The sequence below is a fragment of the Winogradskya humida genome (assembly GCF_016862215.1).
In the GTDB taxonomy this organism is placed as follows: Bacteria; Actinomycetota; Actinomycetes; order Mycobacteriales; family Micromonosporaceae; genus Actinoplanes; species Actinoplanes humidus.
In genome coordinates this window covers 1-17,715 of sequence record NZ_BOMN01000033.1, presented here as the reverse complement: position 1 = coordinate 17,715, position 17,715 = coordinate 1, and the positions used below count along the sequence as shown (strand labels likewise).

Here is a 17,715-nt window from a genome sequence, read left to right as displayed (position 1 = left end):
CTACCCCCTCGGCAGGCCGGCGACGGCCTGACGGCTCAGAGCGGGACCCTGCGGCAGCACTGCCAGAAGGTCTTTCGGGAACGGTACGGGTGTGACGTTGCTGAGCTTCAGCGCGGCCACCGTGTCCGCGCCGGTCAGCCGGTAGGCGGTGCCGTTCTCGTCGAGGAACGAGACCTGTTTCACGGCGGTGGTCGAGAGCACGGGTGCCGCCACGACGGCCATTCCCGCGCCGGGCCGGCTGATCACGAACGTGCCGCCGTCGTTGTTGACCGCCGCGGCGTATCGCGGCGCGTAGACGACCACGCTGGTGAAGTTGGTCGCGGAGACCGGTCGTTGCTGCATGCACAGGGCGCGACCGGCGGCGTCCTCGAGCCGCAGCGACGCCAGGTCGGGCAGGCGGTCGAGCAGCGACTGGTCGGACGAGCGTTTCGCGCCGACGATCGCCGACGGGTCCACGTCGACCGGGCTCCCCTTGTCCTTGGCGTCGGCGATCAGGAATTCCGTGCGGCTCATCGGGGCCAGCCCGTCCTTGCGCAGCACGAACAGCTGCTCGACGCCGGAGTCGGAGCGCTGCCGGAAGAGCGTGCCGACATCGTAGGACTCGCCGCCGACCTTCGGCCCCTTCTGCCCGGCTCCCTCGATCTTCGCCGGGCCCAGCTCCGGTCCGTCGCCCAGCCAGTCGAGCCACATGTCCGGGGCGGCCGCCGGTTTGATGCTGCCCGCTCCGAGCGCGACCAGCACGGCCTCGTCGGTGACCTTGTACTTCAGGTAGTTCGCGAGGAGGTACGGCGTGCCGTCGTCACCGCGTACGACGGCGAAATTCTTCTCCGGCAGCGGATCGGCCGGGGTCTTCGGGTCGAGGTTGACGCCCACCCCGTCGACCTTGCGGTCGGTCACCACCGAGCCCGGCAGGCAGGTCAGCCACGGCCCCGCGAACAGGTCGCCGGCGGCCGGGACCTCCTTGGGCGCTCCGCTCACACCGATCGCACCGCCGCGGGGCACGTCCTTGATCGAGTTCTTCGAGATCAGCTTGACCTGGGATTTGGCGCCCTGGATCAGCATCGCCGAGGTCAGGTCAGGCGTCGAGTAGAGCACCCCGTTGAGGTAGACGTAGCGGTTGCCGCTCTCCTTCTCGACGAGGATCGCCCCGGCGGTTTTGTACGCGTTGCTGCCGCCCGGGACGATCCAGCCGTATACGGCGAAGCCGCCCACCACCAGCGCGACCAGGATGATCCCGATCAGGAAGCCGGTCTGTGCGCGGCGGCCCGGGATCTCCGCCCGGGTCGGGTCGCCCTCGACGAGGGCCGAACTGAGCCGGCCCACCATGAAGGTGTGGGCGTGGACGTGGTCTCGCTGGGTCTGCACGCGCGGCTACCCGAAGAGTCCGCGGGCCCAGGCGTACAGGCCGAGGATCTGCCCGAGCACCGGCAGCACGGCCACGCCGGTCGCCACGTCCAGGAAGGTGGCCGAATACTCCCAGAACGGCAGCATCCGCCGCGGGAAGGGTCGCAACGCCGCCATCACCAGCGGCACCACGGCGGCCAGCAGGCCGCCGAGCAGCACCCACCGCCCGCTGGGGGTGAGCGCCTGGGAGAGCCGCATGATGACCATGAGATAGCCGACGCTACCGGCGACCGTCAGCGCGATCCGCTGCCAGAAACCGAGAAAGGTACGGGCGCGCAACAGAATTGCACTCGCGACCACCAGCACGTACGTCCAGCCCGCCCAGCCCGGGACCTCCATGGTGAAGTGGAAGACGAAGGGCAGCACGATCGCCGACGCGAGCAGCGCGACGCTCAGGTAGGTGTCCGCTTCGTTGGTGCGGTCGCGGACCTCCTCGGGCGGCGACGGCTCGATGTCGTAGGACATGTCCGCGCCAGTCTTGGGCAGCTGCGGGCCACGTAGCCGGGCGAACTTCACGGCCGCGCGGGGAGCCAGCACGATCACCGCGAAGATCACGGCGACCGCGGCGGCCGAGGTCCGCTGCGCGGTCATCTGCGACGCCGACTGCATGAGCAGCACGCCGACCGCGACCAGCGACGTCACTCCCAGCACCAGCATCGGCGCCGCCGGGAGGTACGGCGTGACCGTGCGCTGGGCCAGCAGCAGCACCGCGACGACTGCCACGATGCTGACCGCCGCCGCGAGCAGCGCCGACCCGTTCACCGCGATGCCCTCGGGGTCGCCGTCGACCGCGCTGGACGCCGCCAGCGCCGCGAACCCAGCTGCTCCGAAGCCGAAGAGCAGGGAGAACGCGCCGTCCGGGAGCTTGCGGGCGCAGACCAGTGCCGCGACGAAGCAGATCAGGCCGACCACACCCGCGCCGATCACCTGCGGCAACACGGGACCACGGTCGGTCAGCACGGCGGCGATGGCACCCATGCCGACCACGGAGAGCAGCAGGAACAGCACCCTCCGGTATTCGGGCTGCCACCGGTCATTGCGCCGGTTCACGATCGTGGCGATGCCCTCGGCGAGGTCGTCGAAGTCCAGTTCGGGCAGCGGGTCCTCGGCGCGGCGCAGGTACAGCTCCTCGCCTTCGAGCCAGTCGAGGCTTTCGGGCGTACCCGAGAGCTCAAAAGGCTGTTGACCGAGTCTTTGCAGCACCCAGGCGCCGTCGCCGGCGTCCCCGTCGACCGGGCGGCCCGGGGTCGAGGTGTGGTTGAGCAGCACCGGCAGCAGTGCGGCAACCGGGGTCGTCGCGGGCACGGCCAGGTCGACCTTACGATCCGGCCCGATCACCGTGATGCGGCAGAGCTCCCCGTTCAGAGCGGCGGTCATCCGCGGTCCCTTCTCACTTCACGAATCCCGTCTGCATCAACTTCACGCCACGACGGGTGACCAGCTGCGCCCGTCCGGGGGGAAGACGGCGAGGCGCGGCCTCACCGAGGAACTTGCCCTCTTCCTTGGGGTACGAGAGCAGCGTCGCCGGCGTGCCCAGCTCCCACATCCGGCGGATGACCGGGTCCATCATCGCCCGCATCGCGCCCGACGTGCTGCGCGCGATGATGACGTGCAGGCCGATGTAGATGCCCTGGGCCAGCAGCGGCAGCAGCGGGTCCAGCGACGATCCCATCCCGGTGCCCTTGGTCATCAGGTCGTAGTCGTCGACCACCACGAACAGCTCGGGGCCTTCCCACCAGTCGCGCCGGCGCATCCGCTCCGACGAGATGTCCTGGCCGGGGACGCGGCGGTTCATCGAGACCGAGGCCTGACCGGCGAGCTCGTGCAGTTTGTCGCCGGTGAACCCGAAGCCGACCTGGTAGTCCGGGGTGATCGCGGTGTCCAGGTCACGCCGCGAGTCACCGAGCACGACCTTGGCCTGCTCCGGCGTGTAGTGCTGGGCGATCGCGCGCAGCACCAGGCGCAGCATGTTCGACTTGCCGGTCTCGTTGTCACCCAGGACCAGCATGTGCGGGGTCGCCAGGAAGTCGTGCCAGACCGGGGCGAGGCGCTGCTCGTCCTGGCCGATGCAGACCTTGAACTCCTTCTCCGGCGGCGGGAGTTGCTCCACCGGGAGCCGGGTCGGCAGCATCCGTACGGCCGGGGCGGGCGGCCCGGGCCAGAACGTACTGATCTCCTCGGTGACCGATTTGGTCGCCTCGGCCAGGTCCGAGGGGTCCGAGCTGCCGTCCATCCGGGGCAGCGCTCCGAGGAAGTGCAGCCCCTCCGGGGTGAGACCGCGACCCGGCTGGTTCGGCACGGTGGCCGCCTTGCGCGAACCGACCTCGGACTCCATCGCATCACCGAGCCGCAGCTCGAGCCGGGTGCCGAGCAGATCCCGCAGCCAGGTACGCATCTCCGACCAGCGGGTCGACGTGACGATCACGTGGATGCCGAAGGACAGGCCGCGCGCGGTCAGCTCCTGGAAACGGGTCTCCAGGTCGTTGAAGTCCTGCTTCATCGTGTACCAGCCGTCGACCACCAGGAACACGTGACCGAACGGGTCGTCGATCTCGCCGCGTTCCCGCAGCGCCAGGTACGACTGCATCGAATCCAGCCCGCGCGCCGCGAACTCGGCCTCGCGCCGCTCCATGACCTGCACGATCTCCTGGATCGTCCGGACCACCCGGTCGCGTTCCATGCGGGTCGCGATCGAGCCGATGTGCGGCAGCCCGGCGATCGAGGACAGACCGCCACCACCGAAGTCGAGTCCGTAGAACTGCACCTGACGCGGGGTGTTGGTGAGCGCCAGGCCCAGGATCAGGCTGCGCAGCAGGGTCGACTTGCCGCTCTGCGGTGCGCCGGCGATGCCCACGTTGCCGTCCGCGCCGCCCAGGTCGGCGATCAGCAGTTCGCGCAGCTGGTCCTGCGGGCGGTCCACGATGCCGACCGGGACCCGCAACCGGCCCTGCGCCGCGGGGTCGTCGACGGTCATGCCGCGCACGGGGTCGGGCACGACGCTGGGCAGCAGCGTGTCCAGGCTCGACGCCTTCGACAGCGGCGGCAGCCACACCTGCCGGGCAGGCGGACCCGCGCCCGCCAGCCGGTCGAGGATCACCTCGAGCAGGCTCGGCCCGGCCAGCGTCGTCTCCGGCGCGTCCTCGACGACCTCGGTGTCAGCAGGACGCGCGCGGCCCCGGTCGTGCCGGATCGCGACCTGCCGGGTGGTGAACGGGACGATGTCCAGTTCACCGGGAGCGTCGTCGCTGTCCGCGCCACCGGTCAGGCTGCGGCCGGTGTAGGCACCCGACACGTACGCGGATTTGAAGCGCACCAGGTTTGTCGTGTCCAGCTTCAGGTAGCCGTTACCGGGCTCGGACGGCAGCTCGTACGCCTTGCCGCTGCCGATCACCGACCGCGACTCCATCGACGAGAACGTCCGCAACGCCATCCGGTACGACAGGTGGCCCTCGACCCGGTTGATCCGCCCCTCGTCGAGACGCTGCGAGGCGAGCAGCAGGTGCACGCCCAGGGACCGGCCCAGCCGTCCGATGGAGACGAACAGGTCCATGAACTCGGCCTTGCTCGACAGCAGCTCGGAGAACTCGTCGACGATGATCAGCAGCACCGGGAACGGCACCAGGTGCACACCGGCCGCGCGGGCCTTCTCGTAGTCGAACAGCGACGCGTAGCCACTCGCGCGCAGCAATTCCTGGCGACGCGTCATCTCGCCGTTCAGCGCGTCCTGCATCCGGTCGACCAGGGGCAGCTCGTCGGCGAGGTTCGTGATCACCGCGGACGTGTGCGGCAGCTTCTCCATGCCGATGAAGGTCGCGCCGCCCTTGAAGTCGACCAGGACGAGGTTGAGGATCTCGGAGCTGTGGGTCGCGGCGAGGGCGACGACGAGCGTACGCAGCAGCTCGCTCTTGCCCGAACCGGTCGCACCGATCAGCAGGCCGTGCGGTCCCATGCCGCCCTGCGCCGACTCCTTGAGGTCCAGCTCGATGACCTCGCCCTCCTCGGTGACACCGATCGGCACCATGAGGCGGTTGCGTTGCGGCTGCCGGGAACGCCACAGCGCCTGCACGTCGAACGAGTTGGCGTCCCGGATGCCGAGCAGCGTCGTCAGCTCGAAGCTGCTCTCCAACGGCTCCTCGACCACGTCCAGGGTGCCGCTGGTCCGCTTCGGCGCGATGACCCGGGCCAGCGCCTCGCACTGCCGGTCGTCGAGCCGGTCGCGGGTCGCCGTCCCGATCGCGTCCCCGGCCGGGAACTTCACGATCTCGCCCTCGATGGTCAGCCGCAGCACCTTCGGGCCACCGGGCATCGCGCCGGTCAGGTCGAGCAGCACCACGTTGCGCATCCCGGCGCCGAGCAGCCGCGAACTGTCCGGCAGATCCGCCAGATGAGCGATGATCACCACGAGCGGCTCGGTCGACGAGGGCCGCGAGTTCCGGTCGTGGTCGCCCCGGTCGGTGATCTCCGGCCCGAGCAGGTCCATCAGGTCGTCGTGCGTACCCGCGAACAACCGCGTCGGCCCGGCCGCGTCGAACGCCGTCGGGTGCGCGTTGTGCGGCAACCACTTGATCCAGTCCCACGGCCCGCGGTGCACCTCGGCGGCGAGCACGGCGATCCGCAGCTCATCCGGCGCGTGCAGCGTGGCCAACTGCGCCACCATCGCCCGGACAAGGTCGATCGCCGGATCCGCCGGCCCCTCGAACTCGATGCTCGTGAAGCTGGGCAACCCCACCGAGATCGGAATCCCGGTGACCGTCCGGTACGCCTCCGAGAACCGCCGCAACGAGATCGACGCCAGCGGCTCCAGGTCCTCGATCGGCTTCGTCGACGGCGGCGTGAACTTGAGCATCGCGTTCTGCCGGCCCAGCCCGATCCGCACCCGCCCGAAGTCGTCGTGACTAGGCCGCCGCTCCCACAGCCGGCTGCTCATCGCGATCGACCACAACCACGACGGCTGCGGGTTGTTCCAGAGCACGAACTGCCGCTGCTGATCGGCCGCCGTCCGCGCCTGCTTGCGCAACTGCGCGATGTAGCGAAGGAAGTCCCGCCGCTCACCGCGCATCTTGCGCTTACGGTCCGACGCCGCCTTACCGATCTGCATGACGCCCATCAGCAACATGCCGGACGCCATCGCGCCGCCCATGACGTACATGATCGGCGCCCGGCTGTAGAGCCCGAACATGGCCATCATCGCGCCCATGCCCAGGCCCATCGGCACGATCATCGCGAACGACCGGAAGTCGAGCGGAGCCTCCTCCGCCATCAACGGCGGCTCCTGCAGCTCCACCTGCCCGTCGGGCGCCTCCGGCCCGGCAGCCCGCGGCGGCCGCTTGATCGTGACGGTACTCATCCGAGCATCCCCGACCCCGCCCCGCCGCCGCCCCAGACGGAATCCTCCTGGTGCAGCAGCTTCACGGCGTACCGATCATTGCGAAAACGCTCCGCGGCCCGGTCCTCATCCTCGTCGTCATCGCTCTTCACCTTGGCAGCCGAACTGTGCCGCGAAGCGCTGCGAGCCTCAGCCTCCTCGCGTTCCCGCTCCAACTCGGCCTTCCGCTCCATCCGCCGCTCCCGCATCATCTGGAACCGCTCCTCGACGCTGAGCTCAGGCCCCCCACAACGGCGCGGCTCATCGGCCCCGGCCACCCGAGGCTGAGCGGCAGCCCGCCGCCACACCGGCCGCAACGCCTCGCCACCGAACTCAGGCATCCGCCAACCTCTCATCCCCGGTCAGCCACCCGGACCCGCTCACGTCATCCCAGGCAGACATGTCATCGTCCCCACCGCCAGGCTTGATCACGGGAACATAGTCATCCCCCGGCGGCACGGGCACGCCGGCCTCGTCGCTCTGCCAGCTGCCGTTGGTATCCGCCAACAGCTCAGCCGACTCGGGACGGTCGGGTTCGTCGCGCTCCTCGACGTCGCCACCGGGACGCATCGGGACCATGCCGGCTGCTGTCGCGTCCTTCGATGCCGCCGCAGCCGTCGCTCCGGGGACCGGGGGCGTGCCCGCGTTCGGCGCGGCCACGGGCGCCGCGATCGGCGTCGACGGCAGGACCGGCGGGGGCGCGATCACCGGGAGTTCCGCGGTGGTCTCGGTCAGTGCGTTTACCTGGTCGCCTCCGGCGATACCACCCGCGAGCTTGCGGTGGGTCCCGCCGTCATTCATCACGGGTACGCCCTTGGCCCCCGCCCCGGCATCACCTGCGGGCGCCGCCGGGGTGGGCGCCGGGGTCGCCGGTGCGGCGTGCGATGCGATCGGAGCGGGCGTCACCGGGGGCACCACTACGCCCGGCGACCCGCCACTGGCCTGCGGCAACTCACTGCTCTGCGGCGGCGTCGCATCCGGCACGGTCGCCTCGGGAGGCGCGGTCCCCTCTTGCGGCGTGGCCTGCGCGGGCGGTGCGGTCGCCTCCGGAGGTGTTGCCGCCCCGGGGGGCGTTGTCGCCTCCGGCGGCGTAGTTGCCCCGGGCGGCGTAGTTGCCCCGGGCGGGGTTGTCGCATCCGGCGGCACGGTTGCGTCCGGCGACGTCGATGCCTCGGGGGGCGCGGTTGTCTCTGGGGGTGTTGTCGCGTCCGGCGGCGTGGACGCTTCGGGAGGTGCAGTCGGCTGCGACGGGGTTGCTGATTCGGGTGGCGCTGTCGCTTCCGGCGGCGCTGTCGCTTCCGGCGGCGCTGTCGCTTCCGGCGGTGCGGTGACCTCTGAAGACGGGGGCGTCTCGGGTGGCGTCGTCGCTTCTGGCGGCGTCGTCGAGTCGGTGGGGGTCGTCGCTGCCGGCTGGGTGGTCGCATCGGTGGGCACCGTGTCGAGCGGTGTTGAGTCGAGCGGTGTTGAGTCGAGCGGTGTTGAGTCGACCGGATGCTGCGGGGTCGGGTCCGCGGGTGCGGGCGGTGGGGTGCTGGCCGGTGTTGTTGCCGGGGGCTCGATCGAGGCAGTCGGCAGTGCCGGGTCCGTGGGCGGGGGCGGTGTTTGTGCCTCTGCCGGGGCGAGGGGCTGCGTCGCCTCAGCTTGCGGGACGTCACCTTGCGCAACATCGGCCTGCGCGGCCTCAAACGGGGGGACATCGCCCTGCGGAACATCGACCTGTGAGCCCTCAGCCTGCGGGAGGCCAGCCTGCGGGAGGCCAGCCTGCGGAGCGCCGGCCTGAGGCGTCTCGACCTGTGGTGCCTCAGCTTGCGGGGACTCGGCTTGCGGGGACTCGGCTTGCGGGGACTCGGCTTGCGGGGTTGTGGACTGGGGAGTTTCGGGGCCCGTCGGGGTGAGGACGTCGGAGGTGGGGGGTGGGACGTCGGCCGGGGTCATCCAGCTGTCTGTGGAGGGGGCGGTGGGGGCGGTGACGTTGTCCGATGTGGGGATTTCCGGGGGTGTGGTTTGCAGGCCCGTGCCGCCGGGGGTTGTTCCGGTGGGGGCGGAGGGCGGGGTGACCGCGGGGTTGGTGGGTTGCCAGTCTGCGGCGTCGGCGTCGATCAGGCCTGAGGCGTCCGAGTGGGCCGTGGGGGCTGCGTCGCCAGGGGTGGCGGTGCTGCCAGGCATTCCCGGCATCATCGGCATGCCGCTGGGGGTGGTGGCTGCGGGGGCGGTGGCCTGGGGCTGAGTGTCGGTCCCGGCTTGGGGGAGGTCGACGCCCTCGGCGTCGGTGAGGGACGGGCCGGCTGCGGCTGGGGTGTCCACTCCGCCTGCCCATGAAGGTACGTCCAGACCCGCGCCACCCGCCGCGGTTCCGTCCGGAGCGCTCGGCGTGCCCGGCGTGGTGCCGGAGGGCTTCCAGTCGCCCGCGTCGGCGCCGACGAGACCGGCGGCGTCGGGGGTGTCCGGGATTCCGGAGCCGGTCGCGCCCGGAGCTCCCGAACCGGGGGAACCTCCGGGCATTCCGGGCGTACCCGTGGCGGGGTTGGTTGTTGTCCCTCCGGTTTCCGGCAGGGTGACCTGCGGGATGGCCTGAGGGTCGGTGGGGAGGTCGCCGGTCAGGCCCGATCCGCCGGCTGCGGTGCCGTCCGGGGCGCTGGGGAGGTCCACGCCGCCGACGCCGCTCGGGTTCCAGGCGTTCGGGTCGCTGCCGACCAGGCCGTTCGCGTCGGGGGTGTCGGGAATGCCCGAACCCTGCGCGCCACCCATGCCCGAGCCGCCGCCAGGCATTCCCGGCATCGTGGGCATTCCCGTTGCCGGGAGGGTCGTTGCGGACGCTTCAGGAACGGTCGGGCTTTCGAAGGTCGGCGTTTGGAGACCGCCGCCGCCCGCGGGGGTGCCCTCGGGGGCGCTCGGGAGGTCAACGCCGCCGGCACCGCTCGGGTTCCAGGCGTTCGGGTCGCCGCCGACCAGGCCGTTCGCGTCAGGGGTGTCCGGGATGCCGGAACCCTGAGCGCCGCCCATCCCACCACCGCCGCCCGGCATCGACGGCATACCCATGCCACCGGTCCCCGGCACCGTCCCCGACGAAGACGGAGCCTCGAACGACGGGGTCTGGAGGTCGCTCAGACCGGAACCACCCGGGAGAGTGCCGCTTCCGGCGTCCGGACCGTCCACACCGCCCACGCCGCTGGGGTTCCAGTTGTCCGCGTCGCCGCCCACAAGGCCGTTCGCATCGGGGGTGTCGGGGATGCCCGAACCTTGCGCGCCACCCATGCCACCACCGCCGCCCGGCATCGACGGCATACCCATGCCACCGGTCCCAGGCACCGTCCCCGACGAAGACGGAGCCTCGAACGACGGAGTCTGGAAGTCACTGAGACCGGAACCGCCCGGAAGCGTGCCGGCCGATGCGTCCGGGCCGTCCACCCCGCCGACGCCTGCCGGTTTCCAGTCGTCCGCGTCGCCGCCGACCAGGCCGTTCGCGTCGGGAGTGTCCGGAATGCCGGAACCCTGAGCGCCACCCATGCCACCACCGCCACCCGGCATCGACGGCACACCCATGCCACCGGTCCCCGGCACCGTCCCCGACGAAGACGGAGCCTCGAACGACGGAGTCTGGAAATCGCTCAGACCGGAACCACCCGGGAGCGTGCCACCGCTGGCGTCCGGGCCGTCGACGCCGCCGACGCCGCTCGGGGCCCAGTCGCTGAGGTCGCCGCCGACGAGACCGTTGGCGTCGGGTGTGTCCGGGATGCCCGAACCTTGCGCGCCGCCCATCCCGCCACCGCCACCCGGCATCGACGGCATACCCATCCCGCCAGTTCCTGCGCCGGTTGCGGGCAGCGTGCTGGAGGGGCCGTCGAAGGTCGGGGCCTGGAAGTCGCCGAGACCGGAGCCGCCGGCCGCCGTGCCGCCCGGGGCGCTGGGCAAATCGGCCCCTCCGAAGGCTCCCGGCTTGAAGTCGTCCTGGTCGCCGCCGAGGAGGCCGTTCGCGTCGGGGGTTTCCGGGATGCCCGGTGAGTTGCCACCGGCTCCGGAGCCGCCACCGCCGCCACCCGGCATCATCGGCATACCGCCGCCCGTCGAACCCGGCAGCGTGCCGGTCGAGCCCGGCGAGGTGATGCCCGGTGCGGTGAGGTCCGGGACGTCGACCCCGTCGCCGATGCCGCCGGCTCCCGTGCCGCCCGCGGAAGGGATCGTGGGAGTCGAGCCACCGAAGCCGTCGGTGCCGCCGGGGGCGCCCGGGATGTTCGGGGACTTCACGTTGGCGGTGCCCGCGCCGGTGTTGCCGCCGTTCTGCGAGGACGGGGACTTGATGCTGGGGCTCGTGACGCCGCCGCCGGGGTTCGCCGAGCCGAAACCGCCGCCGCCCGGAGTGGTCGGGACGACCGGCGGAGTGAACGAGCCGGCACCACCACCACCTGGGCCGCCGCCTGGGTTGGTTGCGAGGTTGCTCGTGTCGAGGCCGGGCAGGCCGGCGCCGTTGGTGCCACCACCCGGGTTGGTCAGCGACGGCGGGGTGAAACTGTTCGCGTTCGGCGTATTGAGGGTGCTCGCGTTCGGACCGCCGCCGCCCGCACCCGAGGGGTCGAAGGCAGGGGTGTTGACGTTGGGGGTGTTGACGCCGGGCTGGTTGAAACCGGGCTGGTTGCCGCCGGGGGAATTGACGTCCGGGATATCGGGATTGTTGACGTCCGGGGTGTCCGGGCCGTCGACGTCGGGGACGTCCGGAGTGTCGACATCCGGAATGTCCGGGGTGTCGGGGACATCCGGGGTGTCCACATCGGGGATATCGGGGGTGTCCAGGTCCGGCTTGTCGACGTCGGGTGTCGTCACCGGGGGCGTGCCGCTGCCGTCGGGCGGCGTCACGGCGCTGTACGTGAAGTCGTACTGATCAGCGACCGTGCCGACGACCTGCGACATCTGCCGGGCCATCGGTTTCTCGTACTGCGTGCCACTGATCGGCACCAGACCGTCACCACTGCCGACACCGTTGGTCGACGCGATGCTCGCCCAGGCCGAGTCGAGGTAGTGCACCGTTTCCTGCGCCCAGGCGAGGTAGTTGGCGCTCTTGTAGAGCTGGTTGGGGATCGAGTTGGCCCCACCGGTGCCGTCCGCGCCGGCGATGTGCTCGGACTGCGCCTTCAGGTAGTCGGCGAGGAAGTCCATCTTGGCGAGGAACGCGTCAGCCGCGGTGCCCTGCCAGGCCTTGTCCTCGCCCGCGATCGCGTGCGACTGCGTGCGTACAAAATTCTCAAGATATTGCAGGGTGAGGTACGCCGTCTGGAACGCGGAAGCGGCGTCCATCACCGACTGAGGGCTGACCAGGGCCGCCGCGGCAGCCTGGCCCTCGTCCGTGGCCAGCGCCGCACCCCCGGTGACCGAGGCCAGCAGTTTGCGCCAGCCCCGGTCCTCCTCGGCCCAGGTCTTGTAGTCGTTGAGATCGCTCGTGGAAATGGTTTGCGGTACGAACGTGGCTTCGTCCTCGGCCGAGTTCGACCACGGATTCGGATCGTCAGGCACTGCATTTCCCTTTCACGAGCGCAACAACTGGGGGTGTCAGTTACCGCCGGCAGTACTGCCGCTGCCCTGGCCGTAGTCGCCGATATTGCCGATCTTGCCCCACGCGCTGCCCATCGACTCCCCGAGCTGGTCGGCGGTCATCGAGTTGAAGTCCTCGGCGTTGTCGTAGTCGCGGGCCATCTGCCGCAGCCCGGTCTTCACGGCGTAGAGCGCCTCGTGGACGGCGAGCATCAGGCCCATCGAGTCGCCGCGCAGACCCGCGTCGGTCGCGTTGACGCCGTCGATCTTCTGCCGGAGGATCTCGGCCTTGGCGAACCCGCCCGGCTTCATCGCGATGGCGTTGAGGGTGTTGCGCGCGTCGAACAGCATGCCGGTGCCGTCGCCGACGATCTGGTCCAGCTGGCCCGCCATGAAGTTGAGCGCCTCGGTGCTGACAGCCAGCTCGTGGTTCGGGTTGTTGGAACCGCTGTAGGTCGACGTCTCCGGCGGGGCGATCGCACCGTCATCCTTGGGGATGTACTGGTGCTCCGGGTCGTAGTCCGCGGGGTCCACGTGGTCCGGGTTGGTGACGTCGGCGTTGTAGTCCTTGACCAGCTGCTTCCAGTGGTCCTGGTCGACCACGTTGTCCTGGTACCAGTCCCAGGCCGCCAGCTCGTCGGAGTCGTAGTCGCCGCGGTCGAAGCTCGACGAGGCGGCCTTGGTCTGCGGCGAGTTCAGGATGTCGTTCTTGATCTTCTGAATCACCGAGCGCGTCCAGCCTGAATCCTCACCCAGCGAGGTGTCGTGGCTGGTGAGTACGCCGATCTTGTCGATCGCCTCTTCATTGGCGTAGTCGAAATTGATGCCCATGGAGCCCCATTTCGTCACTGCTTGTCACTGCGGCCATTGTTTCAGCGGCCGTGTCACCTCAGCGTCACCACGGCCGGAAAGCCCAGCGGCCCGGGAGTGGTGCACTCCGGGCCGAGGGACGTGAACAGGCCGGCCACCCACGTCGTCGCGACGCTCGATGACCGGCCAGGCGGGGATCAGCCGCCGCGGACGTCGTTCCAGATCTGCGCGTGGCGCTGCTCGGTCGAGCCGTAGTTGTCCGAGATCTGCATCAGCGTCGAACGAGCCTGATCCAGGTAGATGGACATCTCGTTCGCCGACTGGTTCCAGGCGGCCTTGGAGACGTAGTACTGCTGCTGCGCGGCACCGGTCCACTCGGCGAGGCTGGCCTCGACGGTCTGCTCCATCTGCTCCAGCGCAGACTTGATGCGGGTGTTGATGGAGTTCATGTCGGTCAACGTGGCGTCGGCCTGGTTGAAGTCGAACGTATAGTTGGACACCTGGGTCCTTCCTCTTCCTGGGAATCTGCGGGTAGGTAGGGGCCGAGCTCAGGGATCAGATGCCCGGGAGGGCCGCACCGAACGAGTTGGCCGTGCTCGCGGCGGTGTCCTCGGACTGGATGTAACCCTTGGTGGTCACGCCCATGACGTCGAGCATGTTGATCAGCTCGTTGATGACCCGCTGGAAGGATCCTTCCCAGCTGTCCATCGCCTGGTTGAAGCCGGCCGAGGCCTGACCGGTCCACGAGCCCTGCAGGGTGGCCATCTGGCTGTTGACGGCCTGCAGCGAGCTGGTGAACTCGGTCGCCTTGTCCGAGAACTCCTGGGCAGCACGCTGCATGCCCTGTTCGGTAGTGCTAACGGTCGGCATGGTCACAGCCGTACTCCTCACGTTGTGCGCCATTGACTACGCATCGCATCGTGCGACTTCGTATCGCTTCGCAGGGATGAGTGTTGATGCACAGGCCCGCGGAAGGACAACTCCAGAGGGCGTACATGTCCAAAAGTCGGCACAACATTGCACGGCTTCGCCCGGTCGGGCGGTCATGGGGAAGATCCTGCTGCCTGTTCATGCCCTCGTTCGGGCGCGGCTCTTCCGCACGGTCCCGCCACGTTTTTCACTGAACGCTGACGTGGTGGCGTGGTTTCGGTGGACTCGGCTGTTAGGGGGCTCTGCGGGTGAACTTCAACGAGCGCATCGAGAACCTGTTCGAGGAATATCAGAAGCAACGCAGCAGCCTCACCGAGATGCAACGCCGAATGAGCGAGCTCTCGGCGACCGCCACATCACCGCGGCGCGAGGTGAGCGTCACCGTCGGTCAGAACGGCGTCATGACGGACATCAAGTTCCCGACCAGCGCACACAAACGTCTCACCCCGGCAGACCTGACCGAGCTCATCATGACGACGTACGCGGAAGCGAAAGAATCCGTCATGGATCAGGCAGCCGCCGTGCTCGCCCCGATGATGCCCGAGGGGCTGGACGCCCACTCCCTGGTCAGAGGCACAGCCGGAGCGGACGCGTTCATGCCCGCCGAGCCGCGGATGGCCACCAGCGTCCGCGAGATCCTCGGCATGGGACGGCAGAGCTCATGACGAACCCCGGTGGCCGGCTCTGGGTCAACCCCGAAGGCGTCAGCAATGTCGGCGACGCGTACGGCGAGCACGTCCAGCTCTACCAGACGTACCTCGAGCAGCTGACCTCCCTGCGCGCGCGATACGGGAACGCCTGGGGGGACGACGACATGGGGACGCAGTTCTCCAAGAAGTTCCTCGGCGGCATGGACAACCTCGAGCAGCTCATCGGCGGTATCAAGGGCACGCTCGACTACACCGCGGCGGGCCTGCGCGAAAGCGGCAAGCTCTATCGCGAGGTCGACGACGAGGCCCGCGACGCCGGTCACCAGATGGCCGCCAACTTCGAGTCCAACCTGCCCCAGATGCACGCCTTCAAGTCGGCCCGCGCCGTCGAGGCCCCGCTAGCCGAGACCGAGACGCAGGAAGGCCTGCCGCTTTCCGGCTTCACCAGGGCCAAGCGCATGGACGTCAGCCAGGGTGAGCCCGTGACCGAGGCCACACCGAAGCTCGCCCTCCAGCGGGAAGCACTCCCGGGCGAGATGACTCCCATGCAGACTGTCCGGGGCCGCACCCTGGAACCCAACACCGATGGCAGCGAGCCACTCACCCTCGAGGGCCGCACCTGGGAACCCACCACCGAGGGCACTCCCATGCTTGCCCGCAAGCAGGGCGTCCTGGCGAGCGAAGGCACTCCTCTGCTCTCCCGCCAGCGGGCCGTCATGCGTTCCGTCAAGCCCGGCGAACCCACGACAGAGGGCACGCCCTTGCTCGCCCGTCAGCGGGTCGCCATGCGCTCCGTCAAGCCGGATGAAGTCACCGCCGAGGCCACGCCGATGCTCGCGCTCCGCAGGGAGAAAGCCATTCCGGCCGAGGAGCCACTGCTCCCCGCCGAGCGCAATGTCATGTCGGAGCCGCTCCTCGCCCGCTCGACGCCCGCTATGCCGGCCATTTCGTCGTACATGATGAAGCCGGAATATGCGACCGCTCATATCGGCGGTGAACCCCTCCCCGAGGGTTACCGCCTCGAGGCGCTGAACCCGTTCCCGGACGGCAGCACCCGCGTCGACGCCAACCTCTACGACGCCATCACCCCGCTCGGCAACACCGCGGTGACCACACCGGACGGACAGCAGATCGACTCGGAAGGCCGCCAGTTCTTCGTGGTCAAGGAAAACCCGAACGTCGACGCCACCGCCCCCGGATACCAGCCGCTTTTCCTCAGCTACAGCCCGGACGGTACGCCGACCCCGCTGCTCGCCGGCGAGTAAAGGCACCCGAAAACCGGCATGCCCGACTTCCACATTCCCAACGACCCCGAATGGCAATGGGCGTACGACCTCATCCTGTACGGGGTCGGTGAGGAATTCCCCAAGGCCGACCCCACCGCCCTGCGCGCAATGGGCGAAGAGCTCTACGGCTTCACGAGTACGCTGCTCGGCGGCATGGGCGCCACCGGCAACCTGGGCAACATGCTCGGCAGCAGCCTCGACGGCCCCGCAGCCGACGCGTTCAACCAGTTCCAGGTAGGCATCACCAAAAACGTCCCCACCGGCGGCAACATCTCCAACGCCCTCGGCGACGCCGCCTACAATTTCGCCCTGGAATCGGAATCCGCCCAGTACAACATCGTCATCGCGGCCTTCACCCAGGTAGTCGAGATCGCCTTCGCCCTGGCCTCGGGCTTCGGCGCCCCCGCAGTCCCCGGCCTCATCAAAATCGGCCAGCAGATCGTCAAGGCCCTGATCGACTTCCTCAAGTCGAAGCTGCGCAACCAGCTGATGAAACTAGCCTGGGAAGCGCTCGAAGAAGGCCTCGAAGAACTCTGGCAGAGCGCCGCCGCCCAGGTAACCCAGATCCTCGAAGGCAACCGAAAAGGCATCGACTACAAAGATCTGGCAATGTCCTTCGCCGGCGGCGCCTTCATCGGCGCGGGCGTCAGCGGCATGCACATGATCGGCGGCAAGCTCTACCCTAAAATCAACAAGAACATCTTCAGCAAGGAAGGCCTCTCCGGCCTCAGCGAAACCCTCTTCGAAGGCCTCTTCACCATGATGGTGGGAGGCGGAGGCTTCAACCCCTTCGCCACTTTCTCCTCCTCCGTCATCGGCGGAATGGCCCACCATTACGCCCAGGAATTCGGCGACCAGTTCGGCGACGGCCACAACACCCCCAACCTGAACTCCAACCGCCCACCCCTCAACACAGAAATCACCGGGCCGAACAACCCGCCGTCGACCACCGTGGATGGTCCAGAGGTCCCCACCGGCGGATCCGGCCAGGGCGTCGGTCCTGGCGCCGGCGCGGGTACAGGACCTGGCGCGGGAACAGGCGTCGGATCAGGCACGGGGGCCGGCAACGGATCCGGCCCGGGAGCCGGCACCGGCGAGGGAGTTGGTGCGGGGCAGGGCGTCGGGTCCGGCACGGGAGTTGGTGCAGGACAGGGCGTCGGATCTGGTACGGGGACTGGCAACGGGTCTGGCCCGGGAGTCGGCGCGGGGCAGGGCGCTGAGCCCGGCGCGGGAGTCGGCGCGGGAACGGGTGCGGGCGTCGGGGCAGGGGCAGGCATTGGTGCGGGAGTTGGCGCCGGTGCGGGGACTGGCGCTGGCGCTGGCGCTGGGACTGGCGTTGGCGCTGGCGCTGGGACTGGCGCGCCTGTGGCTGGCGGGACTGGTGCGGGTTCGACTCCACCGGCTGGGAGCGGGACGAGTGCTCCGGCTCCGGTCGAGACTGGAACGACTGCGCCGGTAAACACCGGGACAGAAACTCCGGCTGCAACACCGGCCGACACAGGCTCGACGGCCCCCGCCCCCGTCAACACCGGCACGACGACTCCCGCCCCGGTCGACACAGGCGCAACCACACCCAGCCCGGTCGACGCAGGTGGGACGACTCCTGCCCCGGTCGACGCGGGTGCGACCACGCCCAGCCCGGTCGATGCAGGCGCAACCACACCCAGCCCTATAGGCGGGGATGCGAACACCACAACGCCGGTCGACGCGGGCGCGACCACACCCACCCCTGCCAGCGCGGGCGCAA

General features: G+C 69.5%; 10 protein-coding genes and 1 pseudogene. 3 read left to right on the top strand and 8 right to left on the bottom strand.

Translation table 11 applies throughout. The features are described from left to right. The 8 genes from eccB to Ahu01nite_RS14335 all read right to left on the bottom strand — a co-directional run bounded on the left by eccB (window position 1) and on the right by Ahu01nite_RS14335 (window position 13,978). Window positions 1-1,365: a type VII secretion protein EccB gene (eccB, locus tag Ahu01nite_RS14370; RefSeq protein ID WP_203837005.1), complete on the bottom strand. Its 1,365-nt coding sequence runs from the start codon at window positions 1,363-1,365 to the stop codon at window positions 1-3. Window positions 1,366-1,371: 6 nt separating this feature from the next. Further along, window positions 1,372-2,781: a type VII secretion integral membrane protein EccD gene (gene eccD, locus Ahu01nite_RS14365; RefSeq protein WP_203837004.1), complete on the bottom strand. Its 1,410-nt coding sequence runs from the start codon at window positions 2,779-2,781 to the stop codon at window positions 1,372-1,374. 13 nt (window positions 2,782-2,794) lie between these two features. Beyond that, complete coding sequence (gene eccCa / locus Ahu01nite_RS14360; protein ID WP_438874783.1) at window positions 2,795-6,751, bottom strand: type VII secretion protein EccCa; 3,957 nt, start codon at window positions 6,749-6,751, stop codon at window positions 2,795-2,797. Further along, the gene (locus Ahu01nite_RS14355) at window positions 6,748-7,110 is read right to left on the bottom strand and encodes a hypothetical protein (protein ID WP_203837003.1); all 363 of its coding nucleotides are present in this window, start codon (window positions 7,108-7,110) and stop codon (window positions 6,748-6,750) included. The genes eccCa and Ahu01nite_RS14355 overlap by 4 nt, the downstream gene beginning before the upstream one ends. Beyond that, entirely contained in the window at window positions 7,103-12,274 is a 5,172-nt protein-coding gene (locus Ahu01nite_RS14350) for a hypothetical protein (protein WP_203837002.1), read from the bottom strand. The genes Ahu01nite_RS14355 and Ahu01nite_RS14350 overlap by 8 nt, the downstream gene beginning before the upstream one ends. A gap of 36 nt (window positions 12,275-12,310) precedes the next feature. Beyond that, a complete protein-coding gene (locus tag Ahu01nite_RS14345) occupies window positions 12,311-13,123 on the bottom strand; it encodes a hypothetical protein (RefSeq protein ID WP_203837001.1) in 813 nt (270 codons plus the stop codon). A 176-nt stretch (window positions 13,124-13,299) separates the two neighbouring features. Continuing rightward, the gene (locus Ahu01nite_RS14340) at window positions 13,300-13,602 is read right to left on the bottom strand and encodes a WXG100 family type VII secretion target (RefSeq protein ID WP_203837000.1); all 303 of its coding nucleotides are present in this window, start codon (window positions 13,600-13,602) and stop codon (window positions 13,300-13,302) included. 55 nt (window positions 13,603-13,657) lie between these two features. Then, window positions 13,658-13,978 (bottom strand): WXG100 family type VII secretion target, encoded by a 321-nt coding sequence (locus Ahu01nite_RS14335; RefSeq protein ID WP_203836999.1) that lies wholly within the window; start codon window positions 13,976-13,978, stop codon window positions 13,658-13,660. 302 nt (window positions 13,979-14,280) lie between these two features. Between Ahu01nite_RS14335 and Ahu01nite_RS14330 the strand changes: the two genes are divergently transcribed. From Ahu01nite_RS14330 to Ahu01nite_RS14320, 3 genes and pseudogenes are all read left to right on the top strand, one after another. Beyond that, window positions 14,281-14,697: a YbaB/EbfC family nucleoid-associated protein gene (locus Ahu01nite_RS14330; RefSeq protein WP_203836998.1), complete on the top strand. Its 417-nt coding sequence runs from the start codon at window positions 14,281-14,283 to the stop codon at window positions 14,695-14,697. Next, window positions 14,694-15,947: a hypothetical protein gene (locus Ahu01nite_RS14325; RefSeq protein ID WP_203836997.1), complete on the top strand. Its 1,254-nt coding sequence runs from the start codon at window positions 14,694-14,696 to the stop codon at window positions 15,945-15,947. The genes Ahu01nite_RS14330 and Ahu01nite_RS14325 overlap by 4 nt, the downstream gene beginning before the upstream one ends. Window positions 15,948-15,965: 18 nt before the next feature. Then, a pseudogene (locus Ahu01nite_RS14320) lies at window positions 15,966-17,715 on the top strand (hypothetical protein); the annotation flags it as partial.